General features: G+C 40.2%; 24 protein-coding genes. 20 read left to right on the forward strand and 4 right to left on the reverse strand.

Features of this window, described 5'->3' with window-relative positions; all coding sequences use genetic code 11:
- Positions 1-4: 4 nt before the first annotated feature.
- Positions 5-2,425, forward strand: coding sequence for a phenylalanine--tRNA ligase subunit beta (gene pheT / locus IGJ95_RS06370; RefSeq protein ID WP_010735596.1), 2,421 nt, complete (start codon positions 5-7; stop codon positions 2,423-2,425).
- A 70-nt stretch (positions 2,426-2,495) separates the two neighbouring features.
- On the opposite strand, the gene trpS is transcribed toward pheT, so the two are convergent.
- Complete coding sequence (gene trpS, locus IGJ95_RS06375; protein WP_062805322.1) at positions 2,496-3,509, reverse strand: tryptophan--tRNA ligase; 1,014 nt, start codon at positions 3,507-3,509, stop codon at positions 2,496-2,498.
- A gap of 253 nt (positions 3,510-3,762) precedes the next feature.
- Here trpS and IGJ95_RS06380 point away from each other — a divergent pair, with 253 nt between their 5' ends.
- The 8 genes from IGJ95_RS06380 (at position 3,763) to cbpB (ending at position 10,178) form a co-directional block, all read left to right on the forward strand.
- Positions 3,763-4,500 (forward strand): amino acid ABC transporter ATP-binding protein, encoded by a 738-nt coding sequence (locus IGJ95_RS06380; RefSeq protein WP_010735594.1) that lies wholly within the window; start codon positions 3,763-3,765, stop codon positions 4,498-4,500.
- 13 nt (positions 4,501-4,513) lie between these two features.
- Positions 4,514-5,329, forward strand: a complete 816-nt coding sequence (locus IGJ95_RS06385) for a transporter substrate-binding domain-containing protein (RefSeq protein ID WP_153830409.1) — start codon at positions 4,514-4,516, stop codon at positions 5,327-5,329.
- Positions 5,330-5,341: 12 nt separating this feature from the next.
- Entirely contained in the window at positions 5,342-5,989 is a 648-nt protein-coding gene (locus IGJ95_RS06390) for an amino acid ABC transporter permease (RefSeq protein WP_023519564.1), read from the forward strand.
- Between the two features lie 14 nt (positions 5,990-6,003).
- On the forward strand, positions 6,004-6,660 hold the full coding sequence (locus IGJ95_RS06395; RefSeq protein WP_010735591.1) for an amino acid ABC transporter permease: 657 nt from the start codon (positions 6,004-6,006) through the stop codon (positions 6,658-6,660).
- A gap of 212 nt (positions 6,661-6,872) precedes the next feature.
- The gene (gene racE, locus IGJ95_RS06400) at positions 6,873-7,700 is read left to right on the forward strand and encodes a glutamate racemase (protein ID WP_019724592.1); all 828 of its coding nucleotides are present in this window, start codon (positions 6,873-6,875) and stop codon (positions 7,698-7,700) included.
- Entirely contained in the window at positions 7,700-9,052 is a 1,353-nt protein-coding gene (gene rph, locus IGJ95_RS06405; protein WP_034691725.1) for a ribonuclease PH, read from the forward strand. Before racE ends, rph begins: the two co-directional genes overlap by 1 nt.
- Positions 9,053-9,565 carry a metallophosphoesterase gene (locus IGJ95_RS06410; protein WP_010735588.1) on the forward strand — a complete coding sequence of 171 codons (513 nt, stop codon included), beginning with the start codon at positions 9,053-9,055 and terminating at the stop codon, positions 9,563-9,565.
- Positions 9,566-9,671: 106 nt separating this feature from the next.
- Entirely contained in the window at positions 9,672-10,178 is a 507-nt protein-coding gene (gene cbpB, locus IGJ95_RS06415) for a cyclic-di-AMP-binding protein CbpB (RefSeq protein WP_010735587.1), read from the forward strand.
- Positions 10,179-10,456: 278 nt separating this feature from the next.
- Here cbpB and IGJ95_RS06420 read toward each other — a convergent pair whose 3' ends face one another.
- Entirely contained in the window at positions 10,457-11,374 is a 918-nt protein-coding gene (locus tag IGJ95_RS06420; protein WP_010735586.1) for a mechanosensitive ion channel family protein, read from the reverse strand.
- Between the two features lie 177 nt (positions 11,375-11,551).
- Here IGJ95_RS06420 and IGJ95_RS06425 point away from each other — a divergent pair, with 177 nt between their 5' ends.
- A complete protein-coding gene (locus IGJ95_RS06425) occupies positions 11,552-12,565 on the forward strand; it encodes a branched-chain amino acid aminotransferase (RefSeq protein WP_153830411.1) in 1,014 nt (337 codons plus the stop codon).
- Between the two features lie 66 nt (positions 12,566-12,631).
- On the opposite strand, the gene fabI is transcribed toward IGJ95_RS06425, so the two are convergent.
- Positions 12,632-13,387, reverse strand: a complete 756-nt coding sequence (fabI, locus tag IGJ95_RS06430) for an enoyl-ACP reductase FabI (RefSeq protein WP_153830412.1) — start codon at positions 13,385-13,387, stop codon at positions 12,632-12,634.
- 210 nt (positions 13,388-13,597) lie between these two features.
- On the opposite strand from fabI, the gene fabZ reads away from it, so the two are divergent.
- Positions 13,598-14,038, forward strand: coding sequence for a 3-hydroxyacyl-ACP dehydratase FabZ (fabZ, locus tag IGJ95_RS06435; protein ID WP_010735583.1), 441 nt, complete (start codon positions 13,598-13,600; stop codon positions 14,036-14,038).
- Between the two features lie 444 nt (positions 14,039-14,482).
- Here the strand turns inward: fabZ and IGJ95_RS06440 are convergent, their stop codons facing one another.
- Positions 14,483-15,235 (reverse strand): peptidylprolyl isomerase, encoded by a 753-nt coding sequence (locus IGJ95_RS06440; protein WP_019723747.1) that lies wholly within the window; start codon positions 15,233-15,235, stop codon positions 14,483-14,485.
- Positions 15,236-15,421: 186 nt separating this feature from the next.
- Between IGJ95_RS06440 and IGJ95_RS06445 the strand changes: the two genes are divergently transcribed.
- From IGJ95_RS06445 to IGJ95_RS06485, 9 genes are all read left to right on the forward strand, one after another.
- Positions 15,422-16,513, forward strand: a complete 1,092-nt coding sequence (locus IGJ95_RS06445) for a DUF871 domain-containing protein (protein WP_153830413.1) — start codon at positions 15,422-15,424, stop codon at positions 16,511-16,513.
- A 154-nt stretch (positions 16,514-16,667) separates the two neighbouring features.
- A complete protein-coding gene (locus IGJ95_RS06450) occupies positions 16,668-17,600 on the forward strand; it encodes an alpha/beta hydrolase (RefSeq protein WP_153830414.1) in 933 nt (310 codons plus the stop codon).
- 251 nt (positions 17,601-17,851) lie between these two features.
- Positions 17,852-19,165: a GTPase ObgE gene (gene obgE / locus IGJ95_RS06455; protein WP_034689254.1), complete on the forward strand. Its 1,314-nt coding sequence runs from the start codon at positions 17,852-17,854 to the stop codon at positions 19,163-19,165.
- Between the two features lie 264 nt (positions 19,166-19,429).
- The gene (locus IGJ95_RS06460) at positions 19,430-20,017 is read left to right on the forward strand and encodes a hypothetical protein (RefSeq protein WP_062806239.1); all 588 of its coding nucleotides are present in this window, start codon (positions 19,430-19,432) and stop codon (positions 20,015-20,017) included.
- A 151-nt stretch (positions 20,018-20,168) separates the two neighbouring features.
- Positions 20,169-21,110, forward strand: a complete 942-nt coding sequence (rnz, locus tag IGJ95_RS06465; RefSeq protein WP_023519573.1) for a ribonuclease Z — start codon at positions 20,169-20,171, stop codon at positions 21,108-21,110.
- On the forward strand, positions 21,107-21,895 hold the full coding sequence (locus IGJ95_RS06470) for an SDR family NAD(P)-dependent oxidoreductase (RefSeq protein ID WP_438761576.1): 789 nt from the start codon (positions 21,107-21,109) through the stop codon (positions 21,893-21,895). Before rnz ends, IGJ95_RS06470 begins: the two co-directional genes overlap by 4 nt.
- A gap of 9 nt (positions 21,896-21,904) precedes the next feature.
- Positions 21,905-22,339, forward strand: a complete 435-nt coding sequence (locus tag IGJ95_RS06475) for a LapA family protein (RefSeq protein WP_023519574.1) — start codon at positions 21,905-21,907, stop codon at positions 22,337-22,339.
- A 234-nt stretch (positions 22,340-22,573) separates the two neighbouring features.
- A complete protein-coding gene (recJ, locus tag IGJ95_RS06480; RefSeq protein WP_438761578.1) occupies positions 22,574-24,871 on the forward strand; it encodes a single-stranded-DNA-specific exonuclease RecJ in 2,298 nt (765 codons plus the stop codon).
- Between the two features lie 14 nt (positions 24,872-24,885).
- Positions 24,886-25,398 carry an adenine phosphoribosyltransferase gene (locus IGJ95_RS06485; RefSeq protein WP_010735573.1) on the forward strand — a complete coding sequence of 171 codons (513 nt, stop codon included), beginning with the start codon at positions 24,886-24,888 and terminating at the stop codon, positions 25,396-25,398.
- Positions 25,399-25,527: the final 129 nt, after the last annotated feature.

Consider the following 25,527-nt stretch of genomic DNA (forward strand, 5'->3'; position numbering starts at 1 on the left):
AAGAATGTTAGTATCATATAAATGGCTGAATCAATACGTTGATTTATCAAATGTGACACCGCAAGAACTTGCAGACAAAATGTCAGTCACAGGAATCGAAGTCGAAGGTGTAACTGTACCTGAAGAAGGCTTGAAGAAAATCGTTGTCGGAGAAGTGAAAGAATGTATTCCACATCCTGATTCGGATCATCTATCGATCTGTCAAGTCGACATCGGCGAAGAAGAATTATCACAAATCGTTTGTGGCGCACCAAATGTCAAAGCAGGAATCAAAGTCATCGTGGCTTTACCAAATTCACGGATTGCGGGCAATGTCAAAATCAAAAAAGGCAAGATGCGTGGACAAGTCTCGAATGGGATGATCTGTGCCTTACAAGAAATCGGTTATTCTGACAGTGTCGTACCGAAAGAATATTCAGAAGGCATCTACTATTTGCCACAAGAAGCGGTCAATGGAGAACCAGTCTTTTCTTATCTAGATATGGACGATGCTATCATCGAACTATCGATCACACCTAACCGTGCCGACGCATTATCAATGAGAGGTGTGGCATATGAAGTTGGCGCGATCTACCGCCAAAAACCAACATTCAATGATGAAAAGTTAGTAGAAGTTGAACGTAAAGCTTCAGAGAAAATTGCGGTAAAAGTAGAAGACGAAGAATTGGTACCAGCATACCAAATCCGCATCATTGAAAACGTCAAGATCCAACCGAGTCCACAATGGTTACAAAATATCTTGATGAATGAAGGAATCCGACCAATCAATAACGTCGTTGATATCACAAACTATATCTTATTATTGTTCGGTCAACCGTTACATGCATTCGACTATGATAAGTTAGGTTCAGAAGAAATCGTGGTGCGTCATGCAGCAGAAGAAGAGAACATCGTGACGTTAGATGGCGAAACGCGTTCATTGACTTCAGAAGACTTGGTCATCACAAATGGACAAGTGCCAGTGGCTTTAGCTGGAGTAATGGGCGGACAAGACTCAGAGATTACGGAAACAACGACAACCGTTGCGTTAGAATCCGCTTTATTCGATCCCATCTTGATTCGCCGCACAGCCAAACGTTTCAATTTACGTAGTGAATCATCTGCGCGCTTTGAAAAAGGCATCAATAAAGGAACCGTCGGCGAAGCAAGCGATGTTGCAGCAGCGATGATCGTTGCTTTAGCAGGAGGAGAAGTGTTACAAGGAGCGGTCAAAGGTTCTGAGTATCAAGCAAAAGAAGTCGAAGTACAGATCACATTGAAGCGCATCAACCAGTACCTTGGCACAATCTTAAATGTCGCTGAAGTAAGTGAGATCTTTGAAGCATTAGGATTCGGCTATCACCTCGATGGAGAAACTTATACTGTTGTTGTACCTCCAAGACGTTGGGATATCCAGATCGAAGCAGACATCATCGAAGAAGTGGCACGTATTTATGGGTATGATCGTTTACCTTCAACGTTACCAAGCGGCGAAACAGTTGCAGGTAGTTTGACACAAGAACAAGCGACAACACGAAAGATCCGTACATTACTTGAAGGCAGTGGTCTAACTGAAGCCATTAGTTATGCACTGACAACGGAAGATAAATCACGTCAATTCGCTTTGAAAGAAACAGCCATCACTCGCTTGGATTGGCCGATGAGTGAAGACCGTTCTGTCTTACGTATGAACTTGATCAGTGGTCTTTTGGATAACGTCCAATATAACACGGCACGTAAAAATTCAGATGTCGCATTTTATGAAGTAGGTCGCGTCTTCTATCAAGAAAACGATCCATTGACTCATCTACCACAAGAAGTCACTCACGTAGCTCTTGCGGTGTCTGGCACATGGGAAGAGAAGAGTTGGCAAAGTAAGCCACAAGCGGTTGATTTCTTTACAGTAAAAGGAATATTAGAAAATGTATTCGAACAACTTTCCATCAATGAGGAAATCACTTATCAAGCGTTGACAACGATCGATGAACTTCACCCAGGTCGGACGGCGGCCATTTATTTAGGTGAAACAATGATCGGGTTTGTTGGCCAAGTGCATCCTATGACTGCTAAAGCTTACGATATTCCAGAAACTTATGTGGCAGAGTTTGATTTAGCCACAGTTGTGGAAGCATCACAAAAAGGCATCACTTTCCGACCAGTCACAAAATTTCCAAGTGTGACGCGTGACATTGCGATGTTAGTAGCTGAACAAGTGACGAATCAAGAAATCGTTCGCACAATCCAAGCAGCTGCTGGCCGATTCTTGACAAATGTCGAACTATTCGATGTCTACCAAGGAGCAAATATTGAAGCAGGGCATAAATCAGTCGCCTATACGTTAAGCTTTGAAAATCCCGAAGCAACGTTGACAGATGAAGAAATCAACCAAGCAATGAGCAAGGTTGAAAAGGCGTTGACAGAAACAGTTGATGCAAGTATTCGTTAAACCTTAATAATAGAAGAAAAAACTGGGACAAAAATCATTCAATGATTTTTGTTCCAGCTTTTTTGTGTGATTACTGATTGAAATAATTGATGCCCATTGCCGCTTTCACTTCAGAAAGTGTGGCTGCCGCAACTTTAGCCGCTTCTTCACTACCATGACGTAAGATATCCATCACGGCTTGTGGGTCCTTCGCCAATTCTTCACGACGTGCGCGGATCGGTGCGAACTCTGCTTCTAATACGTCGATCAAGTAACGCTTGATTTTCACGTCACCGAGTCCACCACGACGATAGTGGGCTTTCATCTCTTCGATTGCTTCTTTGTCTGTACCAAAAACATCTAAGTACGTAAAGACCATATTGCCTTCGACTTGTCCTGGATCTTGGACATGGATGTGATTTGGATCAGTATACATACTCATCACTTTTTTCTGTAAAACATCCGCAGGGTCAGAAATGTAGATGCCATTTCCTAATGATTTACTCATTTTTCCGTTACCATCGATCCCAGGTAAACGACCCATTCCTTTAGGAGGGAAGACGGCTTTCGGTTCAACTAGTACTTCTCCATAAGTGTGATTGAAACTTTGGACGATCTCTTGCGTTTGTTCCAACATTGGTTTTTGGTCTTCACCAACTGGCACTAGATTCGCTTTGAACGCAGTGATGTCAGCAGCTTGTGAGACAGGGTAGATAAAGAAGCCTGTTGGGACACTTTCGCCAAATTTCTTTTGCTCGATCTCCGTTTTAACAGTCGGGTTACGACGCACACGACCAATACTTACTAAGTTTAAGTAATACATTGTCAACTCAGCTAATTCAGGGATTTGCGACTGGATAAACAATGTTGATTTGGCAGGATCTAAACCAACCGATAAGTAATCTAAAGCAACTTCTAATACATTGGAAGACACTTTTTCAGGGTCTTTCGCATTGTCAGTCAAGGCTTGCATATCTGCGATCATTACGAACAACTGATTGTTCTCATCCGCTTGCATTTCTACACGTTTTTTCAAAGACCCGACATAATGGCCTAAGTGTAGTTTGCCAGTAGGACGGTCTCCTGTTAAAATAATATTTTTCAAAAAAGAACACCTCTTTGTAATTTCTAAGACTAATACTTAATATCTTACCGTTTTTTTGCAGAATTAACAACAGGATAAACCGAAAATCATTGAAAAAATCAGTCAGGAAATCGTTATTTATACAAATGGTAAAAGAAAACGGACAAAGGAATTTTCTTGGAAACTTTACAAGTTGCTTCGCTTTCGGATATAATGTGTTCTATTATATATCTTTAAATGAAATCTTACTAAATAATAATGGGAGTGTAATGTTATGACAATGATTAAATTTGATAGCGTGGAAAAGTATTACGGCAAATTCCATGCGTTGAAAAACATCAATCTTGAGTTTGAAAAAGGGGAAGTTGTCGTTGTCATTGGTCCATCAGGATCAGGAAAAAGTACGATGCTTCGCTGTATCAATGGCTTAGAAACAATCACTTCAGGAAAGCTTTTGATCAATGATGTCGATATTCGCGATAAAAACACAAAATTGACGGAGATTAGAAAAAATGTCGGAATGGTCTTTCAACATTTTAATCTTTACCCCAATAAAACAGTTTTAGAAAACATCACATTGGCACCAATCAAAGTATTAAAACAAGATGAGGCAACTGCTGTAAAAAATGCGGAAAAGTTTTTAAAGACAGTCAATATGCTAGATAAAAAAGATTCCTATCCTTCCATGTTATCTGGTGGACAACAACAGCGTGTAGCGATTGCTCGCGGCTTAGCGATGAATCCCGAAATGCTGTTATTTGACGAGCCAACATCTGCCTTGGACCCAGAGATGATCGGTGATGTATTGGACGTAATGAAAAAATTGGCAAGAGATGGCATGTCAATGATCGTGGTCACACACGAAATGGGCTTTGCGAAAGAAGTGGCAGACCGTGTCATTTTTATGGCGGACGGACAAGTATTAGAAGATAGTCGCGATGTACGCAATTTCTTCGATGATCCAAAAGAGGAACGTGCAAAACAATTTATCAGTAAAGTAATCAATCATTGATAGGAGGAACGATATGCGTAAGACAACATTCACTCGTTTATTATTTCTTTTTGGGCTAGTATTTCTAGTATTGAGCGGCTGTAAAGGTAGCAGTTTGGCAGAAAAAGATATTTTAACTCGTAGTAAAGAAACGAACGAGATCATTTGGGGTGTCAAATACGATACACGATTGTTTGGGATGATGGATATCGAAAGCCGCACTGTTCAAGGGTTTGATATCGATATCGCCAAAGCAATCACGAAGAAGATTTTAGGAGAGGACGGAAAAGCAGAGTTTGTCGAAGTCACTTCTAAAACAAGAATCCCATTATTAAAAAATGGGAATATCGATGCCATCATTGCGACGATGACGATTACCGAAGAACGTAAAAAGCAAGTCGATTTCTCTTCAGTTTATTTTGACGCCGGACAATCATTGCTCGTTGAAAAGGGTAGTCCCATCAAAAGTGTGGAGGATTTAAACGCTGAAACGACTGTTCTAGCGGTAAAAGGCTCGACTTCAGCTGCCAACATCAGAGAACATGCACCTGATGCGCTGATCTTGGAGTTAGAGAACTATGCAGAAGCATTTACTGCCTTACAATCGGGGCAAGGTGATGCCATGACGACAGACAATGCGATCTTACTCGGAATGGCAGCGGAGAACCCTAGCTATGAATTAGCAGGTGGAACATTTACCAAAGAGCCTTATGGTATTGCAATCAACAAAGGACAAGAAAATTTCTTAGATGCAGTCAACCAAGCATTAGCGGAAATGGTTGAAGACGGCACCTACGATAAGATTTATGAAAAATGGTTCCCAGATACGACTCAGGGAAAAATTGATTAAGGAGGGAATACAATGAGTGAATTGATACAAACTTATGGGCCAGCCTTCCTTGATGGATTTAAAGTAACGATCCTATCAAGTGTCTTGGCACTTTTATTCAGTTTGATCATCGGAACGTTGATGGCGATTTTTCAATTGTCACACAATAAATGGATTCGTGGTTTAGCGAAAGCCTATGTTGAATTTTTTAGGAATATCCCGTTATTGATCATCGTGATGTTCTTCTATGTCGTATTACCACTTTATTGGATCAGCTTTGATGGTTTTCAAGCAGGAACGATCGGGCTGACGATCTATACTTCCGCATTTATTGCAGAAACCGTTCGTTCGGGCATCCAAACTGTGCCAAAAGGTCAAATGGAGGCTGGTCTTTCATCAGGATTTACTTACTCAGAGACGATGCGTTACATCGTATTGCCACAGGCATTTAAAATCGTTATCCCACCATTAGGCAATCAATTTATCAATTTGGTCAAAAATTCATCGATTTTAGCAATTGTTGCTGGTTTGGATATCATGTATCAAGGGGATTTGATCGCTAGTGAAACTTTCAACACGTTTGATACCTATATCATCGTCGGTTTATTTTACTTGATCATTACCTTACCATTGTCTTATTTGATGGTTTATCTTGAGAAAAAATGGGCAGTTCGTTCATAGAAAGGAGAATCTCAATGGATTTTAGTGGTGCATTTTCATGGATGAATATTCGCTTTTTACTGGAAGGACTAAAAGTAACGATCGAAGTTTCGCTCTTCTCCATCATTTTTAGTTTTCTGATCGGTGGGCTGACAGGTGTTCTTCGTTTTGCGAGTATTCCTTATTTATCAAAAATAGTAGGTTTGATTATCGACATCATTCGTAATCTGCCATTATTGCTGATCATCTTTTTCACTTATTTTGCTTTACCGCAAATCGGTATCCAAATGAACATCTTTTGGTCAGCAGTTGCAGCATTGACGATTTTTGAATCTGCCATGTTATCAGAGATTTTCCGTGCAGGTTTGAATGCTGTGCCGAAAGGTCAGATGGAAGCAGGGCTTTCCACGGGATTAAGCTATGTGGAAACGATGCGTACGATCATCATGCCGCAAGCATTTAAGTCAATGATCCCTGCTATCGTCAGTCAGTTGATCTCGTTGATCAAAGACACTTCTTTAGCGGTGATCATCTCGTTGCCAGAATTGACACACCAAGCGCGGATCGTCTACGGTCAAAATACCAATTATGTCTTACCAATGTTCGTTATGATGACTTTCATGTATTTTGTCGTATGTTACGCACTTTCTTTACTTTCTTCTTACCTAGAAAGAAGAAAGTATAGTTATTAGTAGAAAAAATCGTATTTTAAATGGGAATTAAGAAGGAATCCACGAAATTTTTTTAAAAATTTTTTGTGGATTCCTTCTTACGTTATCCAAAAAATCCATCGGGACACGTGTTGAGTCGTCATGTGGAAAAAGAGCAGGAAAGCAGATTGTAGGACTTGATAAATCACGTCAAAAAGTCCACAATATAGAAGGTAGAATTTTTTTGAAAAAGGATGATTCGATTGACAGATAAACGTCCGATCGGTTTTATTGATTCAGGAGTTGGCGGTCTTACAGTCGTCAAAGAAGCATTGAAGCAATTGCCGAATGAAAACATATTATACGTTGGCGATACCGCGCGCTGTCCATATGGACCAAGACCAGCAGAGCAAGTGATCGCTTATACATGGGAAATGACGAATTATTTAGTTGAAAAAGGCATAAAGATGCTTGTGATTGCCTGTAATACGGCAACTGCGGTCGCATTAGAAGAAATCAAAGCAACACTCTCGATTCCAGTGATCGGTGTGATTTTGCCAGGAACGAGAGCGGCAGTCAAACAAACGAAAAATCACCGAGTAGGGGTGATTGGAACAATTGGAACCGTCAAAAGTGCCGCTTACGAGACGGCCTTGCTGGATAAAGCACCCGAACTGAAAGTCACCAGCTTGGCGTGTCCAAAGTTTGTGTCAGTCGTAGAAAGTAAAGAATACCGATCATCAGTCGCTAAAAAAATCGTGGCCCAAACTTTAGCTCCATTAGAATTAAAAGGGATCGACACCTTGATTTTAGGTTGCACCCATTATCCACTCCTTCGCCCGATCATTCAGAATGTTATGGGGGATAAAGTCATGCTAATCGATTCAGGAGCAGAAACGATTGGCGAAGTTTCGATGTTACTTGACTATTTTGAAATCAGTAATTCACCACAAAATGGCCGAACGCTTTGTCAGTTTTATACGACAGGATCAGCTAAAATGTTCCATGAGATTGCCCAAGATTGGTTAGGATTAAAAGAACTGATCGTTGAATCGATTGATTTAGGAGGAAAAGAGCAATGATGCGTCATGACGGAAGAAATGTCCAAGATTTACGTAAAATCACGATTGAAACAAATGTGCTGAAGCATCCAGAAGGATCAGTTTTGATCAGCTTTGGCGATACGAAAGTGATTTGTGCGGCAACGGTTGAAGAGACAGTCCCCCCGTTTTTAAAAGGGACTGGTAAAGGATGGGTGACAGCAGAATACAGTATGTTGCCCCGCGCCACGAATACGAGAAATCGTCGTGAAAGCAGCAAAGGTAAGTTAAGTGGACGGACGATGGAGATCCAACGTTTGATCGGTCGTTCGTTGCGTGCGGTCGTCGATCTCGAGAAACTTGGTGAACGCAGTATCATCGTTGATTGTGACGTGATCCAAGCAGACGGTGGCACCCGAACAGCAAGTATTACCGGTGCATTTGTGGCTTTAAGATTAGCTATCGAAAAATTATTACAGAAAAAAGTGTTAGCGAATGATCCAATCAAAGAACATTTAGCCGCCATCAGTGTAGGGATTTTAGCTGATGGGACATGTGTGACTGATTTGGATTATCACGAAGACGTTGCAGCAGAAGTCGATATGAACTTAGTGATGACGGAATCGGGCAAATTTGTGGAAATCCAAGGGACAGGCGAAGAAGCTACCTTTGATGGTGAACAATTGAACGAAATGCTTGTTTATGGCAAAACAGCGATCGAATCACTGATTTTTGAACAAAAAAATGTTTTGTTGAGTGAATGGTCAGACACTACGCCTGAACCGACAGAAAAAACGATTGTGATTGCTACTCGAAATGCAGGCAAAGCAGAAGAATTCCGTACCTTATTTGCGAAAGAAGGCTATACAGTCAAAACATTGTTTGATTATCCTGAGATACCTGATGTCGAAGAAACAGGTACAACATTCGAAGAAAACGCTCGGTTAAAAGCAGAAACGATTGCTCAAGTATTGAACCAGCCAGTATTGGCGGATGACTCTGGCCTGAAAGTCGATGTGTTAGGTGGTAGACCAGGAGTTTATTCTGCCCGTTTTGCTGGCGAACATAAGAGTGATGCGGCAAATAACGCAAAATTACTTTTTGAATTAACCGATGTAGCTGATGAAGAACGCACCGCACAATTTCATTGTACGTTGGTTTTCGCTGAGCCAAATAAAGAAAGTTTAGTAGTGGAAGCAGAGTGGCCTGGACGAATTGGTCGGATACCTAAAGGCGAAAATGGTTTTGGCTATGACCCTTTGTTCATTCCTGATGGGTACACTCAAACAGCGGCAGAAATCTCAAGTGAAGAAAAAAATAACCACAGTCACCGAGGCTTGGCTATGGCAAAACTAAGCCAAGTTTGGCAGGGATGGTTGGAAGGAGTGGAGTAGATGCGCTATTTAGTCGTTAGTGACAACCATGGGGATCGAGCAATCATCAAAGAATTGCTGACCCAGTATCAAAATCAAGTTGATTATTTCTTTCATTGTGGCGATTCAGAACTTGACGCAACAGATGAAGTTTGGGAAACTTATCTCGGTGTACAAGGCAATTGTGATTTCGGCACAGACTTTGAGACCAAACGAGTTGTAGATACTGGGCTTGATCGGGTATATATGACGCACGGCCATTTATCGAATGTCCGCTTTGGTTTGACTCAGTTAGCCCTTGAAGCAAAAGAGCAACAAGCAACGATTGCTCTTTTTGGGCACACCCATCAACTAGGGTGTGAATTTGAAGAAGGTATCTTGTTCTTAAATCCAGGAAGCATTTCCCAACCTCGAGGAATGATCCAAATCCCAGCTTACGCAATCATTGAGAGTACGAAAGAGACACTTGCTGTCCAATACTATAATCGATCACACAAAAAAATTGATAACATGGCATTTGAATATAAACGCTGACAAACAAACTCTAATTTTTGCTAAAAAAAGAAATGTTTGTATAGATTTTGCATCCGTTTTCGGTAAAATAGAGATATTGAAAGAATTTGAAATGGAGGGCCAATACATGATTGGACCAATTGTAAGAGAGTTATTACTGCAAAATCAAGAGACATTTTTGGTTCCAGCAGAAAACGTGGCAAATGTTATGTATCAACATCCGTTATCGCATGGACTATTAGTTTTATCGAAAGTTGGCTACACTAAAATTCCTGTCTTAGGGAAAGATGATCGCTTTGTTGGTCTAGTCAGTCTGTCGAATGTTGTCAATAAGATGATGGACCTACAAACAATCAGTATGGAACCATTAGAAGGCCTAACAGTTGCTGATGTAATGGAAACCGATGTACCAACCATTGATGAAAATTGGGAACTAGAAGAAGTTCTTCATTTACTAGTGGATGCTTCGTTCTTGCCAGTTGTCACAGAGGATAAAGTGTTCAAAGGAATCATCACACGAAAAGAGTTATTGAAAGCAGTCAATTACATGGTACACGAATTAGAACGTCAAAATATTGTATCACCAAAAATAGATGTAGATGATTTAAGAGAAAGAATCGATATCGTTAGTTAAAGGTAATTGATCCTACTCACAAAATAGAAAGACATAAAACAAATGAAGCGACGCCTAAAAGTTAGATTATATTTCTAACTTCTGGACGTCGCTTCATTTGAAGTATTAAGGAATGGCACGAGTGGGAATAAAGTTTGTCCTGAGAATCAAATAATTTAGTCATTTTAGACATTTTTCTAATGATTAAAAAAGAGGTCAAACCTAAACACTTCTGTTCATTCGGTTTTAGATGGTAGGAGAGGGCTAATGTCCCACTCCCAGCGTAGACACTACATAAACTATTTCAACACGATCGGTGTATTTGGGATGCTGTAACCGGCAGCTGTCAGTTCTTTGACATATGAACTCAAAAATTCTTCTTTCAATTCGAACTGTTTACCATTTAAAACGTAACAAATTGTCCGAATCGCAAAGTTACTGTTGCCGATATCGACCAATCCAAAGATCGATGGCTCAGTTTGTAATTCCTCTTCGTATTTTACAGCTAACGTTTCATTAACTTTTTGAATGATCTCATAGATCTTATCATAGCCTTCTTCCGGAACGATCCGAATATCAAGAACGACTTGCATATTGGAACGAGAAAGGTTACTGATCGTTGTGATACTACGGTTTGGAATGAAGTGGACGGTACCGTCAACACCTTTGAGTTGCAGTGTCCGGATACCAACGGATACCACGGTTCCTTCGATCGTAAGATTCGTTAATTTGACATAGTCGCCAACGTCCATTTGTTGTTCCATGATAATAAAGAAGCCAGTGATCACATCACTCATAAAGCCTTGTGCGCCTAAACCGATGGCTACTCCGGCAATCCCTGCTCCGGCTAATAGTGAACCAATCGGCACACCGATCACGGATAGGATGGCATAAATAAAGAAAAAGCCAATCGTATAATTGAAAATGGTATTTAAAAGACTTTGTAACGTTTTTAAGCGGCTACCGTTAAGAACGGTTTTTTTTGAATATTGTTTAAAAGATTTGTCGATCAAGTATTTACCGATTCGATTAATGAGGCCAAAAAGAATAATCAAAAAAATAAGGAATAATCCTTTTTGGATCATTGTAGAAAAAATCCCATCCCAATCAATATTATTCCAAAAACGTTGGAACGCATTGAGTTGACTAACCGCTTGATCAGTCAAATTTTCTCCAGTTGAGCTTGTTGTTTCTGCTGTTGCAATGAATGAAAACATAAAATCCCCTTTTCTAATTAGTCTCTTTTGTATTGTAACAAGAACAGCATAAAAATCAAAATAAATCATTAGATAAGCTACCAATCACACTTGCAATAACAAGTGGTTAAAATAAACGATGACAAATGGGAGAGATAGTGCTAAAATATTTCAAAACTGACGATTGGTGGTATGAACATGCAAATAGATTGGGATAACTTAGGATTTTCTTACATCAAAACACCTTGGCGCTACGTTGCCAAATGGAAAGATGGAGAGTGGGAAAAAGGCGAATTGACCGAGGATAATTATCTGTCACTTCATGAAGGATCGCCCGCACTTCACTATGGCCAACAGTGCTTTGAAGGATTAAAGGCTTATCGCAGAAAAGATGGAAAGGTCAATTTATTCCGTCCAGAGCAAAACAGTCGTCGCTTGAACCAGAGTGCCAGACGTTTATTGATGCCCATGGTTCCAGAAAAAATGTTTGTTGATGCAGTGAAAGAAGTCGTAAAAGCAAATGAAGCCTTTGTGCCACCTTATGGTTCAGGAGCAACGTTGTATTTACGGCCTTTCCTGATCGGGGTTGGAGAAAACATTGGTGTTCATCCAGCGCCTGAGTATTTGTTTGTTGTTTTCTGTACGCCTGTAGGAGCCTATTTCAAAGGTGGATTGAAACCAACGAACTTTATCGTTTCTGACTATGACCGAGCGGCACCTAATGGAACAGGAGCTGCCAAAGTAGGAGGTAACTACGCATCAAGTCTATTACCGGGGACTGAAGCGAAAGAATTAAATTATTCAGATTGCGTTTACCTAGATCCAGCGACGCACACAAAAATTGAAGAAGTCGGCGCGGCGAATTTCTTTGGTATCACTAAAGACAACCAGTTCATCACACCGCAATCGCCTTCGATTTTACCAAGTATTACGAAGTATTCCTTGTTGCAGATTGCGGAAGAACGTTTGGGGCTTAAAGCAGTTGAGGGAGACATCTACATCGATCAACTTGATCAATTTGCAGAAGCAGGTGCGTGTGGAACCGCAGCGGTGATTTCACCGATTGGTGGAATCTACTATAAAAATGATTTACATGTCTTTTACAGTGAGACAGAAGTAGGACCAGTAACTAAGCGTTTATATGATGAATTGACGGGTATCCAGTTTGGGGATATCGAAGCACCAGAAGGTTGGATCGAAGTCGTCGAATAATGACTGGCTTTAAAAATAACTACAAAAAAATCAGCTCTCACATTTGAGGGCTGATTTTTTATTGGATCAAGATAAGTGAACACCTTTATCTACGTAAATGATATCACCGATGATCCCGCTAGATAGGGGGCTGATCAAGAAAGCACAAGTATTTCCGACTTCTTCGATCGTCACACCTTGTTGATCGGGGGTGCGTGATTCGGATAACTCGATCAATTTTTGGTAATCCTTCACACCAGTAACTGCTAACGTTTTGATCGCACCAGCAGAGATCCCATTGACACGGATTCCTTTAGGTGAGAATTCAGCGGCTAAGTAGCGAATGGCAGCTTCTAGTGAAGCTTTTGCGATTCCCATCATATTATAATTAGGGATCGCTCGTTGTGAACCAAGATAAGACATAGTTACGATGCCGCTGTTGGGAGCTAAGTATTTTTGGGCATACTTCGATACAGCGATCAATGAATAGCTGCTGATGTCTTGTGCTAATTGATAACCCTCTCTTGAAATATCAGAAACGTTACCTGAAAGCTCTTCTTTGTTGGCATAAGCAACAGCATGGACCAAACCATGGATTTCACCGGCATATTCACCAATCGTATCCATCGCTTTTTCGATGCTCTCATCGCTAGCAACATCACACTCTACAGTGAAGGCATCTTCACCGACTAATTTGACTAGCGATTTTTTCATACGTTCATTTTGGTACGTATAGATGATCTCAGCGCCTTGTTGCATCATTGCTTCTGCACAACCCCAAGCAATACTGCGTTTATTCGCAACACCCATGATCACGATTTTTTTTCCTTCTAAAAAAGACATATAGACACTCCTTTGATTCAATAAAAGTTTTGTTTGACGATAATATAAGTGCAAAAAAATAACTTCTTGATTTCTTATTATTCAGCAAAATGCTTTGATTGTCAAACTATTTTTTTGATGAATAAAAAATGATTGCCAAATAATCAAGAATATGATACTTTGATAATCAAAGTATTAATTACGGCAATTGCCCGAAAGAAGGAGTAAACTATGTCATACGCATTATCAGCAACGGAAGTAATGGATCTTATTCCAAACCGTTACCCAATTTGTTACATCGATTACGTGGATTCGATCGATTCAGGAAAGAAGATCATTGCAACAAAAAATGTAACGATCAATGAAGATTTTTTCCAAGGTCATTTCCCTGACAATCCTGTCATGCCCGGAGCGTTGATCCTAGAAACCCTTGCACAAGCAGGTTCGATCTTGATTTTAAAATCAGAAGAGTTCCTAGGGAAACGTGCGTATATCGGTGGGATCAACAAAGCAAAATTCCGTCAAAAAGTCGTTCCTGGGGATGTGATGAAGTGTCATTTTGAGATCATCAAAATGAAAGGGCCTGTAGGGACTGCGATTTCTGAAGCTTTTGTTGACGATAAAAAAGTGTGTGAATGTGAATTTACATTTATTGTCAATGAGCAAGCATAAAGATAAAAATAAACTTTAGGAACCCATAGAGAGGTTCTAAAAATATCAATAGATATGGCAATAGGGGAGTGGAAAGTAGCTTTCCGCAAAAAAGAATCATCTTCTGAATAGTTTTCTATTCTTAGATGATCTTTTTTTGTCTATTTAAGACTGTTTTGAAAATGTTAAGTTTTACTAAAGATGAAAATAAAAAAATTATTTTTTAGCGAAAATATAAAAAATAGTTGTAAAGTCTCAGCCATCAAAAGTTTTTTTAGTAAAAAAGGGAGTGGGACATTCGTTCATCTCACCCACCTATAACCGAATAAACGGCGGGAACAAAAGTAACCTCTTCGAAAAATAAGGCGCCATCCACAAAAATTTGAAAAACAATTTTCGTGGATGGCGCCTTATTTCTCGAGGCTGAACACTTCTGTCACGACCTCAAAGTGATCAAATGTGTGTTTATTTTGCTTCCTGTAAGATGTTGATTTTTTCGATCTTCACATCTTCTTTTGGCTTATCTGAGCTATCTGTTTCGACAGCAGCGATCGCATCAACGACGTCCATACCTTCAACGACTTGACCAAAGACAGTGTATTCACCATCTAAGCTAGGGTAGCCGCCATTTTTATAAGCGTCAATGATAGCTTGTGGGTAATCATCTTTCAATAAACCATCATGCATGTCATCAGAGTTTTGTACGATGAAGAATTGGCTGCCATTACTATTCGGGTCTTGTGTACGAGCCATTGAAAGGGCGCCGCGGATGTTATACAGTTGGTTTGAGATCTCCGTTTCGAAACCTTCTCCCCAAATACTTTCTCCGCCAGTTCCGTTCCCTTCAGGATCGCCACCTTGGATCATAAAGTCTTGGATGACACGATGGAAAGTGACGCCATCGTAATAGCCATCTTTAGCATGAGTCATAAAGTTCTCCACAGCTTTTGGTGCAAGCTCTGGGAATAGTTTGATCTTGATCGTTCCTTTAGTTGTGACCATTTCAACTAGATCTTCGTTATCAGCGACTTCTGTATTCAATTGAGGTAACTCTAAAGAGTTTAAATCGATGCTTTCTACAGTGCTAGTCTCTGTTGTTTTTTCTGTAGATTCTTTTGTACTTGAAGACGCGGTATCTGAACCGTTCGACGTACAACCAGCTGCAAATAATAGCGTTGCAGCCATACTCATAGTTAAAAATAATTTTTTGTGTTTCATAAGTAATTCCTTTCTTTTTTAGTTCGTTGTTATCTTTAATGATAGCAAATTATCAGATAAATACCTACACTTTTTCGAACAATAAGCGAAATTATTTAATAAATAGCAAAAGGTGTAGACCATTTGAAAGCGGTTTGTTATAATGTAAGTGGATACAAAAACGCACATCCAGGAGGGTATCAACACATGGGAAAATTAGGAATTTCAATTTATCCAGAACGTTCAACGTTTGAAAAGGACAAAGAATATTTAGATTTAGCACATAAATACGGATTTAAACGTGTATTCACAAGTTTATTACAAATTGCAGACGATAAAGAAAAAGTCTTAGCAGACTTTAAAAAGGTAGTCGATTATGCCAATCAATTAGAGATGGAAGTCATGGTGGATATCAATCCAGCTTTATTTGAACAGTTAGAGATCTCTTATGATGATCTATCGTTCTTTGATGAGATGGGCGCTGACGGCATTCGTCTTGATATTGGATTTACTGGAGCTGAAGAAGCAAAAATGACTCGCAATCCATACAATATCAAAATTGAGATCAACATGAGTTCAGGCACGAATTATGTTGACAATATCATGAGCTATTCGCCGAACACAGATAACTTACTAGGTTCACATAACTTTTACCCTCATCGTTATTCTGGTTTAGGATATGATCATTTTGTCGCTTGTTCGGAGAAATTCCGCAAATATAATTTGAATACGATGGCATTCGTAAATTCACAAACAGCCGACTTTGGCCCATGGCCGACACAAGACGGACTTTGTTCACTAGAAGACCATCGTGATCTTGAAATCGCGACGCAAGTCAAACACTTGATGTTGACAGGTTTGATCGATGATATCTCAGTAGGAAATGCTTATGCGAGTGAAGAGGAATTACGCGCAATGTCTGAAGCCTTCTTTGCAAGTTATCCTACATTAAAAGTGAATGTAGCAGACGATATCACAGAAGACGAACGTATTTGTCTATTCGACAACCTTCATAGTTATCGTGGAGATCGCTCAGAGTATATCTTGCGTTCCACGATGACACGCATCTATTACAAAGACAAACCATTCCCAGCGCATAATACGAAAGATATGACCCGTGGGGATGTATTGATCGATAACGTTGGTTATGGTCAATATAAAGGCGAAACACAAATTGCTTTAAAGGAAATGAAAAATGATGGGCGAGTGAATGTCGTCGGACGTATCTCAGACGATGAGTTATTCTTACTTGATTTCTTGAAACCATGGTCAAACTTCAAGTTGATTGAAAGTAAATAATTATACAATTAAATATTGAAAGGACCCGTAAAGCTTTGATCGCTTTACGGGTCTTTCAATGACGATTATTATTTATTCTAGATTGCATCACACGTCCTCTTTGTTTATACTAATTTTAGACAGTACATCAATGTAAAAGCAAGGAAGGTATAAGATGAAACTTTGGATCAAAATTTTAATCGGCGTGACATTACTCGTGACAGTCGTATTAGTCTTTGCGGGTAATTATTTTTATAACTATGCCGTTGTTCCTTCAGAAAAAGACTTTTTAGAAGGCGATACTCCTGGCACAACAAAAACAAATGAAGAATCGAGTGCACAATCTTGGTTTGCGAATCCTGACAATCGTAAAGAGTGGCAACAGATATCTACGGATGGGTTGAAGCTATCAGCCATTTATCTACCAGCAACAGACAGTCATAAGACGGCGATTGTGGCTCATGGATATATGGGCAATGCAGAAACGATGGCAAATTACGCAAAGATGTTCCATGATCTTGGCTATAACGTATTAGTACCTGATGCGCGTGGACACGGAAAAAGTGAAGGGGATTATATCGGCTTTGGCTGGCACGAACGGAAAGATTATGTGAAATGGATCGATCAAGTGCTTGAAACAAACGGTCAATCGGAAGAAATCGTTCTATACGGTATTAGTATGGGGGCAGCGACGGTGATGATGACTAGCGGAGAATCACTGTCTACAAATGTTAAAGCGATCATCGAAGATTGCGGTTATTCCTCTGTTAACGAAGAATTGGCTTATCAGCTCAATGAATTATTTAGCTTACCGCCGTTCCCACTGATCCAAGTAACCAGCTTGATGACAAAAATCAGAGCCGGCTATTTCTTTGGGGAAGCTGATGCGATCAAACAATTAGAAAAAAACCAATTACCGATGCTGTTTATCCATGGGGATGCGGATACATTTGTTCCTTACGAAATGTTGGACAAAGTCTACCAAGCGACGAACGGACCAAAAGAAAAATATATCGTCCCAGGAGCAGAGCATGCCAAAGCATATTCGATCGATCCTGAGAATTATCAAAAGACTGTAAGTAGTTTCCTAGAAAAATATGTAAAATAACTGTTGTGACCAAAGTGTTTCTTAAAGAACTTTAAGAACTTTCTTGAAACTTTTGGTCACAACGTTTTATTTTGTCTCCATTCGTTCTTGCAGTAAAATAAAGAAAGAGTCAGGTATTTCCGTGAAACTTTCAGTTTAATGATGGACAAACGGGCCATTCACCGATAAAATAGACAGGACTTGTGTTTATTGTGGAAATTCAGGTAGTCAGTATAGTTAGAATAGATAAAAGGAAATAGGAGGACGATAATATGTCCATGTTTTTAGATCAAGTAACAATCGACGTGAAGGCTGGTAAAGGCGGAGACGGGATGGTTGCGTTTCGTAGAGAAAAATATGTACCTGATGGAGGACCGGCTGGTGGTGATGGCGGTCAAGGAGGCGATGTGATCTTAGTCGTTGATGAAGGCTTACGCACGTTGATGGACTTCCGTTTCAACCGTCACTTTAAGGCTCAGCCCGGTGAAAATGGCATGAGTAAAGGGATGCATGGACGTGGTTCTGATGATACGTATGTCAAAGTCCCTCAAGGAACAACTGTACGTGATGCAGAAACAGGGGCACTCTTAGGAGATTTGATCGAAGATGGTCAGACTTTAGTAGTAGCAAAAGGTGGCCGCGGCGGTCGCGGAAATATCCGTTTTGCTTCTCCAAGAAACCCTGCGCCGGAAATTGCTGAAAACGGCGAACCCGGCCAAGAACGTAAAATCGAATTAGAATTAAAAGTACTAGCAGACGTAGGTCTCGTAGGTTTTCCTTCGGTTGGGAAATCGACCTTGCTTTCTGTGATCTCTTCGGCAAGACCAAAAATCGGGGCGTATCACTTTACTACCCTTGTACCAAATCTAGGGATGGTCACTACAAGTGACGGACGTAGTTTTGCGGCGGCGGATCTTCCAGGACTAATCGAAGGAGCTTCACAAGGCGTCGGATTAGGCACACAATTTTTGCGTCATATCGAACGTACTCGTGTCATTTTGCATGTGATCGATATGAGTGGAATGGAAGGGCGCGATCCTTACGAAGATTACTTGGCGATCAACCATGAGTTGTCTTCTCATAACTTGCGCTTGTTAGAGCGTCCACAGATCATTGTAGCAAATAAGATGGATATGCCGGATGCAGAAGAAAATCTAGTGAAATTCAAAGAACAACTAAATAAAAACAAAGAAGATGAATTTGCCGATGACATCCCAGTATTCCCAATCTCTGGTGTGACTCGTAAAGGACTGGATGCCTTACTGAATGCGACAGCTGATCTGTTGGAAGTAACACCAGAATTCCCATTATACGAGGAAGAGATCGAAGAAGAAACCGTTCATTATGGCTTCAATCCAGAAGGTCCTGAATTTACGATCGATCGTGAACCAGATGCGACATGGGTATTGTCAGGTGAGAAAATCGAGAAGTTGTTCCAAATGACTAACTTTGACCACGATGAAACGGTGATGCGTTTTGCTCGCCAATTACGTGGGATGGGTGTCGATGAAGCCTTGCGTGCCAGAGGTGCAAAAGATGGTGACTTGGTGCGTATTGGTGAGTTTGAGTTTGAATTTGTCGAATAATATTAGATACACCACATATTTAAGTGACTAGATAGCCGTTCAGTTCCAAGTAGTAAGGCAAAATTTGAGAAAATGATCGTTCATTTTTTTGGGTTTTGACTTACTCTCTTAGGAGCAGGCTTTCGTAGAACCTTTATCGGATTTGAGGAGTTGACGAATGTCAAACTCCTTTTTTTGTATACTGCGTTATTTTTTAAAGGTTTTCCCTTTTATTTTTGTTTATTCCAAGGTACACTAAAAGAAAATGAGAAAGAGGCGATCTCCATGAGCAAACGAGTGATCATATTGAATTTTGAGTTAGAAAGTCAAGCTTACCAAGCATTTTCCGAAATCAAGAAGCTTCACATGACGAGAGCGATCAAAGGCGAACAAATGGCGGTCATCAGCCATCAGTCTAATGGCGCCCATCAATTCAAAATCGAAGACTTCTTAGATTTTACTGGGAACAATAAATCCTCTAAAGGTGGTTTGATCGGAATGCTAGTTGGCGTTTTAGGTGGCCCATTAGGGATCTTGCTAGGATGGTTTGCGGGCGGAATGATCGGTGCGAGCCAAGATGCCAAGGAAATCAAAGATGCACAAACGGTGTTTGATTTTGTTGGAAATAAGATCGGCGAAGGCACAACAGGTCTGATCTTGATCGCAGAAGAAGAGGACAACCGACCATTGAACCAACTTGTGATGATGGAATTAGGTGGAGAAATCACTCGATTGGATTATGAAGAAGTAGAACAAGACGTTCATGATGCAACTGAGGTAGAAAAACATGCAAAAGAAACAGCGCAGAAAAATTGGGATGAAAAGCACAAAAAGCCAACCGATAGCTCAGAGGATACTACGCCTTCTGAATAACGATAAAAAGAATGGATGTAAGAATAGTGGTACTTATTCACTCTTTTCATTTATAGGGACAGTCTTCTAAAAATTATCCTGCGAATTTCAGTTGATTGTCGGCTGATTTTACCCTAGAATTAATAAGAATGAATAGAAAGTTAGGTAAATTATGGAACTAGAATTTTTAGGTACAGGCGCAGGGGTTCCTGCTAAACATCGAAATGTCTCAAGTATCGCATTGAAACTTTTGGACGAGCGAAATGAGATTTGGTTGTTTGATTGTGGGGAAGGCACGCAAATGCAGATTCTACGAACAAATATCCGTCCAAGAAAAATAGAAAAAATATTTATCACTCATCTCCATGGGGATCATATTTTTGGTTTGCCAGGTTTAATCAGTAGTCGCTCTTTTCAGGGTGGCGAAACACCATTAGAAATCTATGGCCCTAAAGGAACGGAAGCATTTGTACGCAATGCGCTGACGATTTCTCAAACCAAACTAGGCTATCCCCTTGTTTTTATTGATTTATCAGAAGATCAAGCTATTTTTGAAGACGCACACTTTTCTGTGTATGCAAAAAAATTAAGCCATGGCATCGATAGCTACGGATATCGGATCGTTGAGCATGATCACAAAGGCGAATTACAAGTGGATAAGCTTAAAGAACTGAATATTCCAGCTGGTCCCATCTATGGAAAACTAAAAAAAGGGGAGACGGTCCAATTAGACAATGGCCAGCTCATCAATGGACGTGATTTTGTCGGTCCAGATAAAAAAGGCCGAATCGTGACCATTTTAGGAGATACTCGAAAAACGACCAATTCTGTTATATTAGCAAAAAACGCAGATGTCTTGGTGCATGAAAGTACGTTTAATAAAAACGAGGCGAGAATGGCCCATAATTATTTCCATTCAACGACTCATCAAGCCGCAGAAGTGGCAAAAGAAGCAAATGTCCAAAGATTATTACTGACCCATATCAGTGCGAGATATCTAGGAAAAGCAACACAAGAACTTGAACAAGAAGCACAAGAAATCTTTCCAAATACAAAAGTCATGAAAGATTTTGAGGTTGTGGATGTTCCGTTTCAAGAGGAGGAAAAAAGTTGAATTTAGAAAATAAAGTCGTTTTAGTCACTGGTGGCTCTGGTGGTTTAGGTGCACAAATCTGTTATGAAGCAGCAAAACAAGGAGCAATCGTTGTCACGTGTGCGAGAAGAATCCAACAAATCGGCGAAGTGAAGGCGGTTTGTCAAGAACTAAGTGGAAAACCAGCATATGCGTTTCAACTAGATGTTAGTAATCCTGACAGCGTAGATGAATTGTACGACAAGGTGATAACTGAGGTCGGTCGTGTTGATATCTTAGTCAATAATGCTGGATTTGGTATCTTTGAGGATTTCTTATCCTTTGACTTAGGAAAAGCCTACGATATGTTCGAAGTCAATGTCTTGGGGATGATGGTATTGACACAAAAATTTGCGATCGATATGGCAGAAAGACGTCAAGGACATATCATCAATGTGGCATCCATGGCAGGAAAAATGGCGACAGCTAAATCTACGATCTATTCTGCTACTAAATTTGCTGTTTTGGGCTTTTCAAATGCGTTACGTTTAGAGTTGAAGCCACTAGGAGTCGCGGTCACTACGGTAAATCCCGGACCAATCGAAACGGAATTTTTTGATAAGGCTGATCCAAGTGGTAGTTATTTGGAAAAAGTCGGTCATTTAGTTTTGGATTCAACTAAATTAGCACAAACGATCGTGCGAGCGATGAAGCATCCTAAACGTGAGATCAATCAGCCGGTATTGCTAGAAATCGCGTCTAAATTTTATGCACTTTTCCCAACCATTGGGGATTATTTTGCAGGTGGAATTTTTAATAAAAAGTAGGTGAAGTAAATGAAAAAGCAAGGTAGTGTGATCGTTGGTTTTTTACTTGTACTTGTCATTGTCGTGTTCGCTGTATTGAACAATCAAAATGTTCCTGTAAGCTTTGGATTTGCTTCTTTTAATGCGCCATTGATTCTAGTGATCATTGGTTCAGCATTAATTGGTGCATTGATTGTATTTTTAACAGCCTTTACGACACTATGGCAACAGAAGAAACAATTAAAACAATTAACAAAAGAATTAGCAGAGAACCAAGCAGATATCCAAAAGAAAATCGAAGAGGCGACAGAAGAACAACAAAGACAATTTCGAAATGAACGTGCGGAACTTGAAGCGGCCTATCAAGCAGAATTACAAGCAAAGCAAATACAGATCGAACAAATGCAAACACCTTCTGAATCACCTTCTCAAACACCAAAGCAAAGCGTCAATTACTTTGATTGATCATGGATAGCTGATGTTTTTTTGAAAGTAAATAGAATAAAGTGGTAGAAATCACTGTATCAAAAATCAAATAGAGGATTTATTACTCAATTTCTAAAAGGCAACCAAAGTAGGCAAACGAATCTGTTTTGTCTACTTTGGTTTATTTAAGTTGGAGATGTCAGAATCTAATCTTCTGAAATTCTTTTTTTTAGAGAAGACGTTTGCTATAATGACTAAGTTAGGGGTGAGTATGTGAGACGAGCAAATTTTGATTGGAAGGTCAATGAAACAACACCTTCTGAATCTTTTATCCAAATAATCAAACAACAAGGATTGTCTCCTCTGATCGGGCAATTGCTATGGCAAAGAGGATACCGAGAGGAAGAAAGTATCCATCGGTTTTTACATCCAAAAGAGCAAAAGTTGCATGATCCATATTTGATGTTTGATATGGACAAGGCAATCAGCCGTATCCAAGAAGCCGTGATCAATGGTGAACAAATCTTAGTTTACGGAGATTATGATGCAGATGGCATCACCAGTGCGACCGTCATGAAAGAAACGTTAGAATTGCTTGGTGCCCAAGTGGAAGTCTTTTTACCTAATCGATTTGAACATGGGTATGGACCTAATCTAACCGTTTATCAAGAGAAAATAGCCGCAGGGACTCAATTGATCGTGACTGTCGATAATGGGGTAGCTGGGCATGAAGCAATTGCTTATGCACAACAGCAGGGAGTAGATGTGATCGTGACAGATCATCATGAGTTGCCTAGTGAATTACCGGCGGCTTATGCAATCATCCATCCCCGCCATCCACAAGGCAATTATCCTTTTGGAGAATTAGCAGGTGTCGGTGTCGCGTTTAAAGTAGCGACCGCTTTGTTGGAAGAACCACCAGCAGAATTTTTAGATTTAGTCGCAATTGGCACAATCGCTGACCTTGTCTCTATGACTGATGAGAATCGGACGCTAGTGGCGTTAGGTTTAGAGGCAATTCGTCATACCGAGCGAGTAGGCTTACAGGCACTGTTTGCGAAAAGTAGTGTACGTATGAATGAAGCGGATGAACCGATGATCGGTTTTTTGATTGCCCCGCGCTTGAATGCCATCGGCCGGATGGGAGACCCTAATCCAGCGGTTGAATTACTAGCCACATTCGACGAAAGTCAAGCTCAGACATTAGCCGAGCAGTTACAAACGGTCAATGAAGAACGTAAAGCGATCGTTGAGCAAATCACCTCAGAAGCATTGGCGATGATCAATGAAGAGAACCAGATCCATTTATTAGCACATCCAGGCTGGCATGAAGGGGTACTAGGGATCGTTGCAGGAAAAATCATGAATCAAACAGGCAAACCAACAATCGTGCTAGGCATCAAAGACCAGTCCGTTGCAAAAGGATCAGGTCGAAGTATCGAAGCGTTGAATCTTTTCGATATGCTGAATGAGATGCGTGAATTGTTTACATTTTTTGGCGGCCATCACGCAGCAGTCGGATTAACAATGCCAGCGGAAAATATCCCTGAGTTACAAGACCGGATGAATGCCTATATAGAAGAAAAGCAAATCGACTTGTCTAAAGGTCCTGTGTTGGTGATCGATGAAATCGTCTCCCCAAAGGATGTAACGGTCGAACAAATCGCTACATTGAAATTACTGGCACCATTCGGAACAGATAATCCTGTACCTAACTTTTTATTCAAACAGGTTGCTGTCGAAAATGTAAAACGAATCGGTTCGAACCAACAGCACTTGAAGCTTTCTTTAGTGGATGAAGATAGTCAATTAGATGCTGTCGCGTTTGGTTTTGGCCCACAAGAAAATGAATTTGTAGATGATTCGCTTGATATTGTAGGACAATTATCGATCAATGAATGGAATGGGCGCAAAAAACCGCAGCTGATGGTTTCTGACTTTGCAGTAGAAGGATTGCAAGTATTTGATTGGCGGGCGAAACGTTACCGAACATTAGCAAATGAAATCGAAAGTCCGTTCTATTTAGCGTTTGATGAAGCATCGATCAAAGAACTAAATGAGTCGATACAAAAACACATCATTCATTGGACAGATAAAGAAATGATTCAATCATGGATTCAGGAAAATGACCCAAACGCATTAGTTGTGATCGACTGTCCAACCGATTTGAACGACTTGAAAGAGATCTTATCATTTGGGTCCTTTAGCCGAGTTTACTTTTTAGGTATTTCTGTTGATGAAGCATACTTGAACGGTGTAGGAACAAGAGAACAATATGCTCGACTCTTCAAATTGATCCATGCGCAAGAACGGATCGATATCAGACATAAATTAGGTGCAATGGCCAACTATTTAAAAATTCCACAAAAATTATTAATTTTTATGATACAGGTGTTTTTTGAGTTGAAGTTTGTTACAATAAACAATGGTGTTTTGGAGAAAGTCGCAGATCCGGCGAGTCATCTATTGACTGCAAGTGACCGCTATCAGGAGCGATTGAAAAAAATCAAATCAGAGGAATTCTTACTATTAAGTGACATTCCCACAATAAAAAAATGGTTAACAACCTAGGAGGAAACAATAAAGTGGATTTAAAAAATTATATTGCCAGTATTCCTGACTATCCGTCCAAAGGAATTATATTTAGAGATATCTCGCCATTGATGGCTGATGGAGATGCTTATCGTGAAGCAACGAAGCAAATCGTTGATTATGCGAAAGAAAAACGTATCGATATGGTCGTTGGACCAGAAGCACGTGGATTTATCGTAGGGTGTCCAGTGGCTTACGAATTAGGCGTGGGCTTTGCTCCTGTGCGTAAAAAAGGAAAATTACCTCGCGAAACGATCGAAGTCACTTACGGGCTTGAATACGGTACAGATACCTTGACGTTGCACAAAGATGCAATTCAACCAGGACAAAGAGTCTTGATCTGTGATGACTTATTAGCAACAGGTGGAACGATCAAAGCAACGATCGAATTGATCGAAGAACTTGGCGGAGTTGTTGTGGGTTGTGCCTTTTTGATCGAGTTGATGGATCTGCATGGTCGTGACAAAATCGAAGGCTACGACATGATTACTTTGATGGAGTATTAATCAAATAAAATATTGAACAGAAAACCCCCTTCCACAAACGGATGAATCGTTTGCGGAAGGGGATTTTCGTTGGATGAGTAGCCTCAATTTATTGATGGAACAAATGTGTGCAAGGAGTAGGTAGTCAGT

The organism is Enterococcus sp. AZ156 (assembly GCF_051714165.1).
Taxonomy (GTDB): Bacteria; Bacillota; Bacilli; order Lactobacillales; family Enterococcaceae; genus Enterococcus_B; species Enterococcus_B pernyi.

Bases quoted from the DNA above. Each gene is read 5' to 3' on its own strand.
- pheT (WP_010735596.1), top strand. From the start codon at position 5: ATGTTAGTATCATATAAATGGCTGAATCAATACGTTGATTTATCAAAT.
- IGJ95_RS06380 (WP_010735594.1), top strand. From the start codon at position 3,763: ATGACAATGATTAAATTTGATAGCGTGGAAAAGTATTACGGCAAATTC.
- IGJ95_RS06385 (WP_153830409.1), top strand. From the start codon at position 4,514: ATGCGTAAGACAACATTCACTCGTTTATTATTTCTTTTTGGGCTAGTA.
- IGJ95_RS06390 (WP_023519564.1), top strand. From the start codon at position 5,342: ATGAGTGAATTGATACAAACTTATGGGCCAGCCTTCCTTGATGGATTT.
- IGJ95_RS06395 (WP_010735591.1), top strand. From the start codon at position 6,004: ATGGATTTTAGTGGTGCATTTTCATGGATGAATATTCGCTTTTTACTG.
- racE (WP_019724592.1), top strand. From the start codon at position 6,873: ATGATTCGATTGACAGATAAACGTCCGATCGGTTTTATTGATTCAGGA.
- rph (WP_034691725.1), top strand. From the start codon at position 7,700: ATGCGTCATGACGGAAGAAATGTCCAAGATTTACGTAAAATCACGATT.
- IGJ95_RS06410 (WP_010735588.1), top strand. From the start codon at position 9,053: ATGCGCTATTTAGTCGTTAGTGACAACCATGGGGATCGAGCAATCATC.
- cbpB (WP_010735587.1), top strand. From the start codon at position 9,672: ATGATTGGACCAATTGTAAGAGAGTTATTACTGCAAAATCAAGAGACA.
- IGJ95_RS06420 (WP_010735586.1), bottom strand. From the start codon at position 11,374: ATGTTTTCATTCATTGCAACAGCAGAAACAACAAGCTCAACTGGAGAA.
- IGJ95_RS06425 (WP_153830411.1), top strand. From the start codon at position 11,552: ATGCAAATAGATTGGGATAACTTAGGATTTTCTTACATCAAAACACCT.
- fabI (WP_153830412.1), bottom strand. From the start codon at position 13,387: ATGTCTTTTTTAGAAGGAAAAAAAATCGTGATCATGGGTGTTGCGAAT.
- fabZ (WP_010735583.1), top strand. From the start codon at position 13,598: ATGTCATACGCATTATCAGCAACGGAAGTAATGGATCTTATTCCAAAC.
- IGJ95_RS06440 (WP_019723747.1), bottom strand. From the start codon at position 15,235: ATGAAACACAAAAAATTATTTTTAACTATGAGTATGGCTGCAACGCTA.
- IGJ95_RS06445 (WP_153830413.1), top strand. From the start codon at position 15,422: ATGGGAAAATTAGGAATTTCAATTTATCCAGAACGTTCAACGTTTGAA.
- IGJ95_RS06450 (WP_153830414.1), top strand. From the start codon at position 16,668: ATGAAACTTTGGATCAAAATTTTAATCGGCGTGACATTACTCGTGACA.
- obgE (WP_034689254.1), top strand. From the start codon at position 17,852: ATGTCCATGTTTTTAGATCAAGTAACAATCGACGTGAAGGCTGGTAAA.
- IGJ95_RS06460 (WP_062806239.1), top strand. From the start codon at position 19,430: ATGAGCAAACGAGTGATCATATTGAATTTTGAGTTAGAAAGTCAAGCT.
- rnz (WP_023519573.1), top strand. From the start codon at position 20,169: ATGGAACTAGAATTTTTAGGTACAGGCGCAGGGGTTCCTGCTAAACAT.
- IGJ95_RS06475 (WP_023519574.1), top strand. From the start codon at position 21,905: ATGAAAAAGCAAGGTAGTGTGATCGTTGGTTTTTTACTTGTACTTGTC.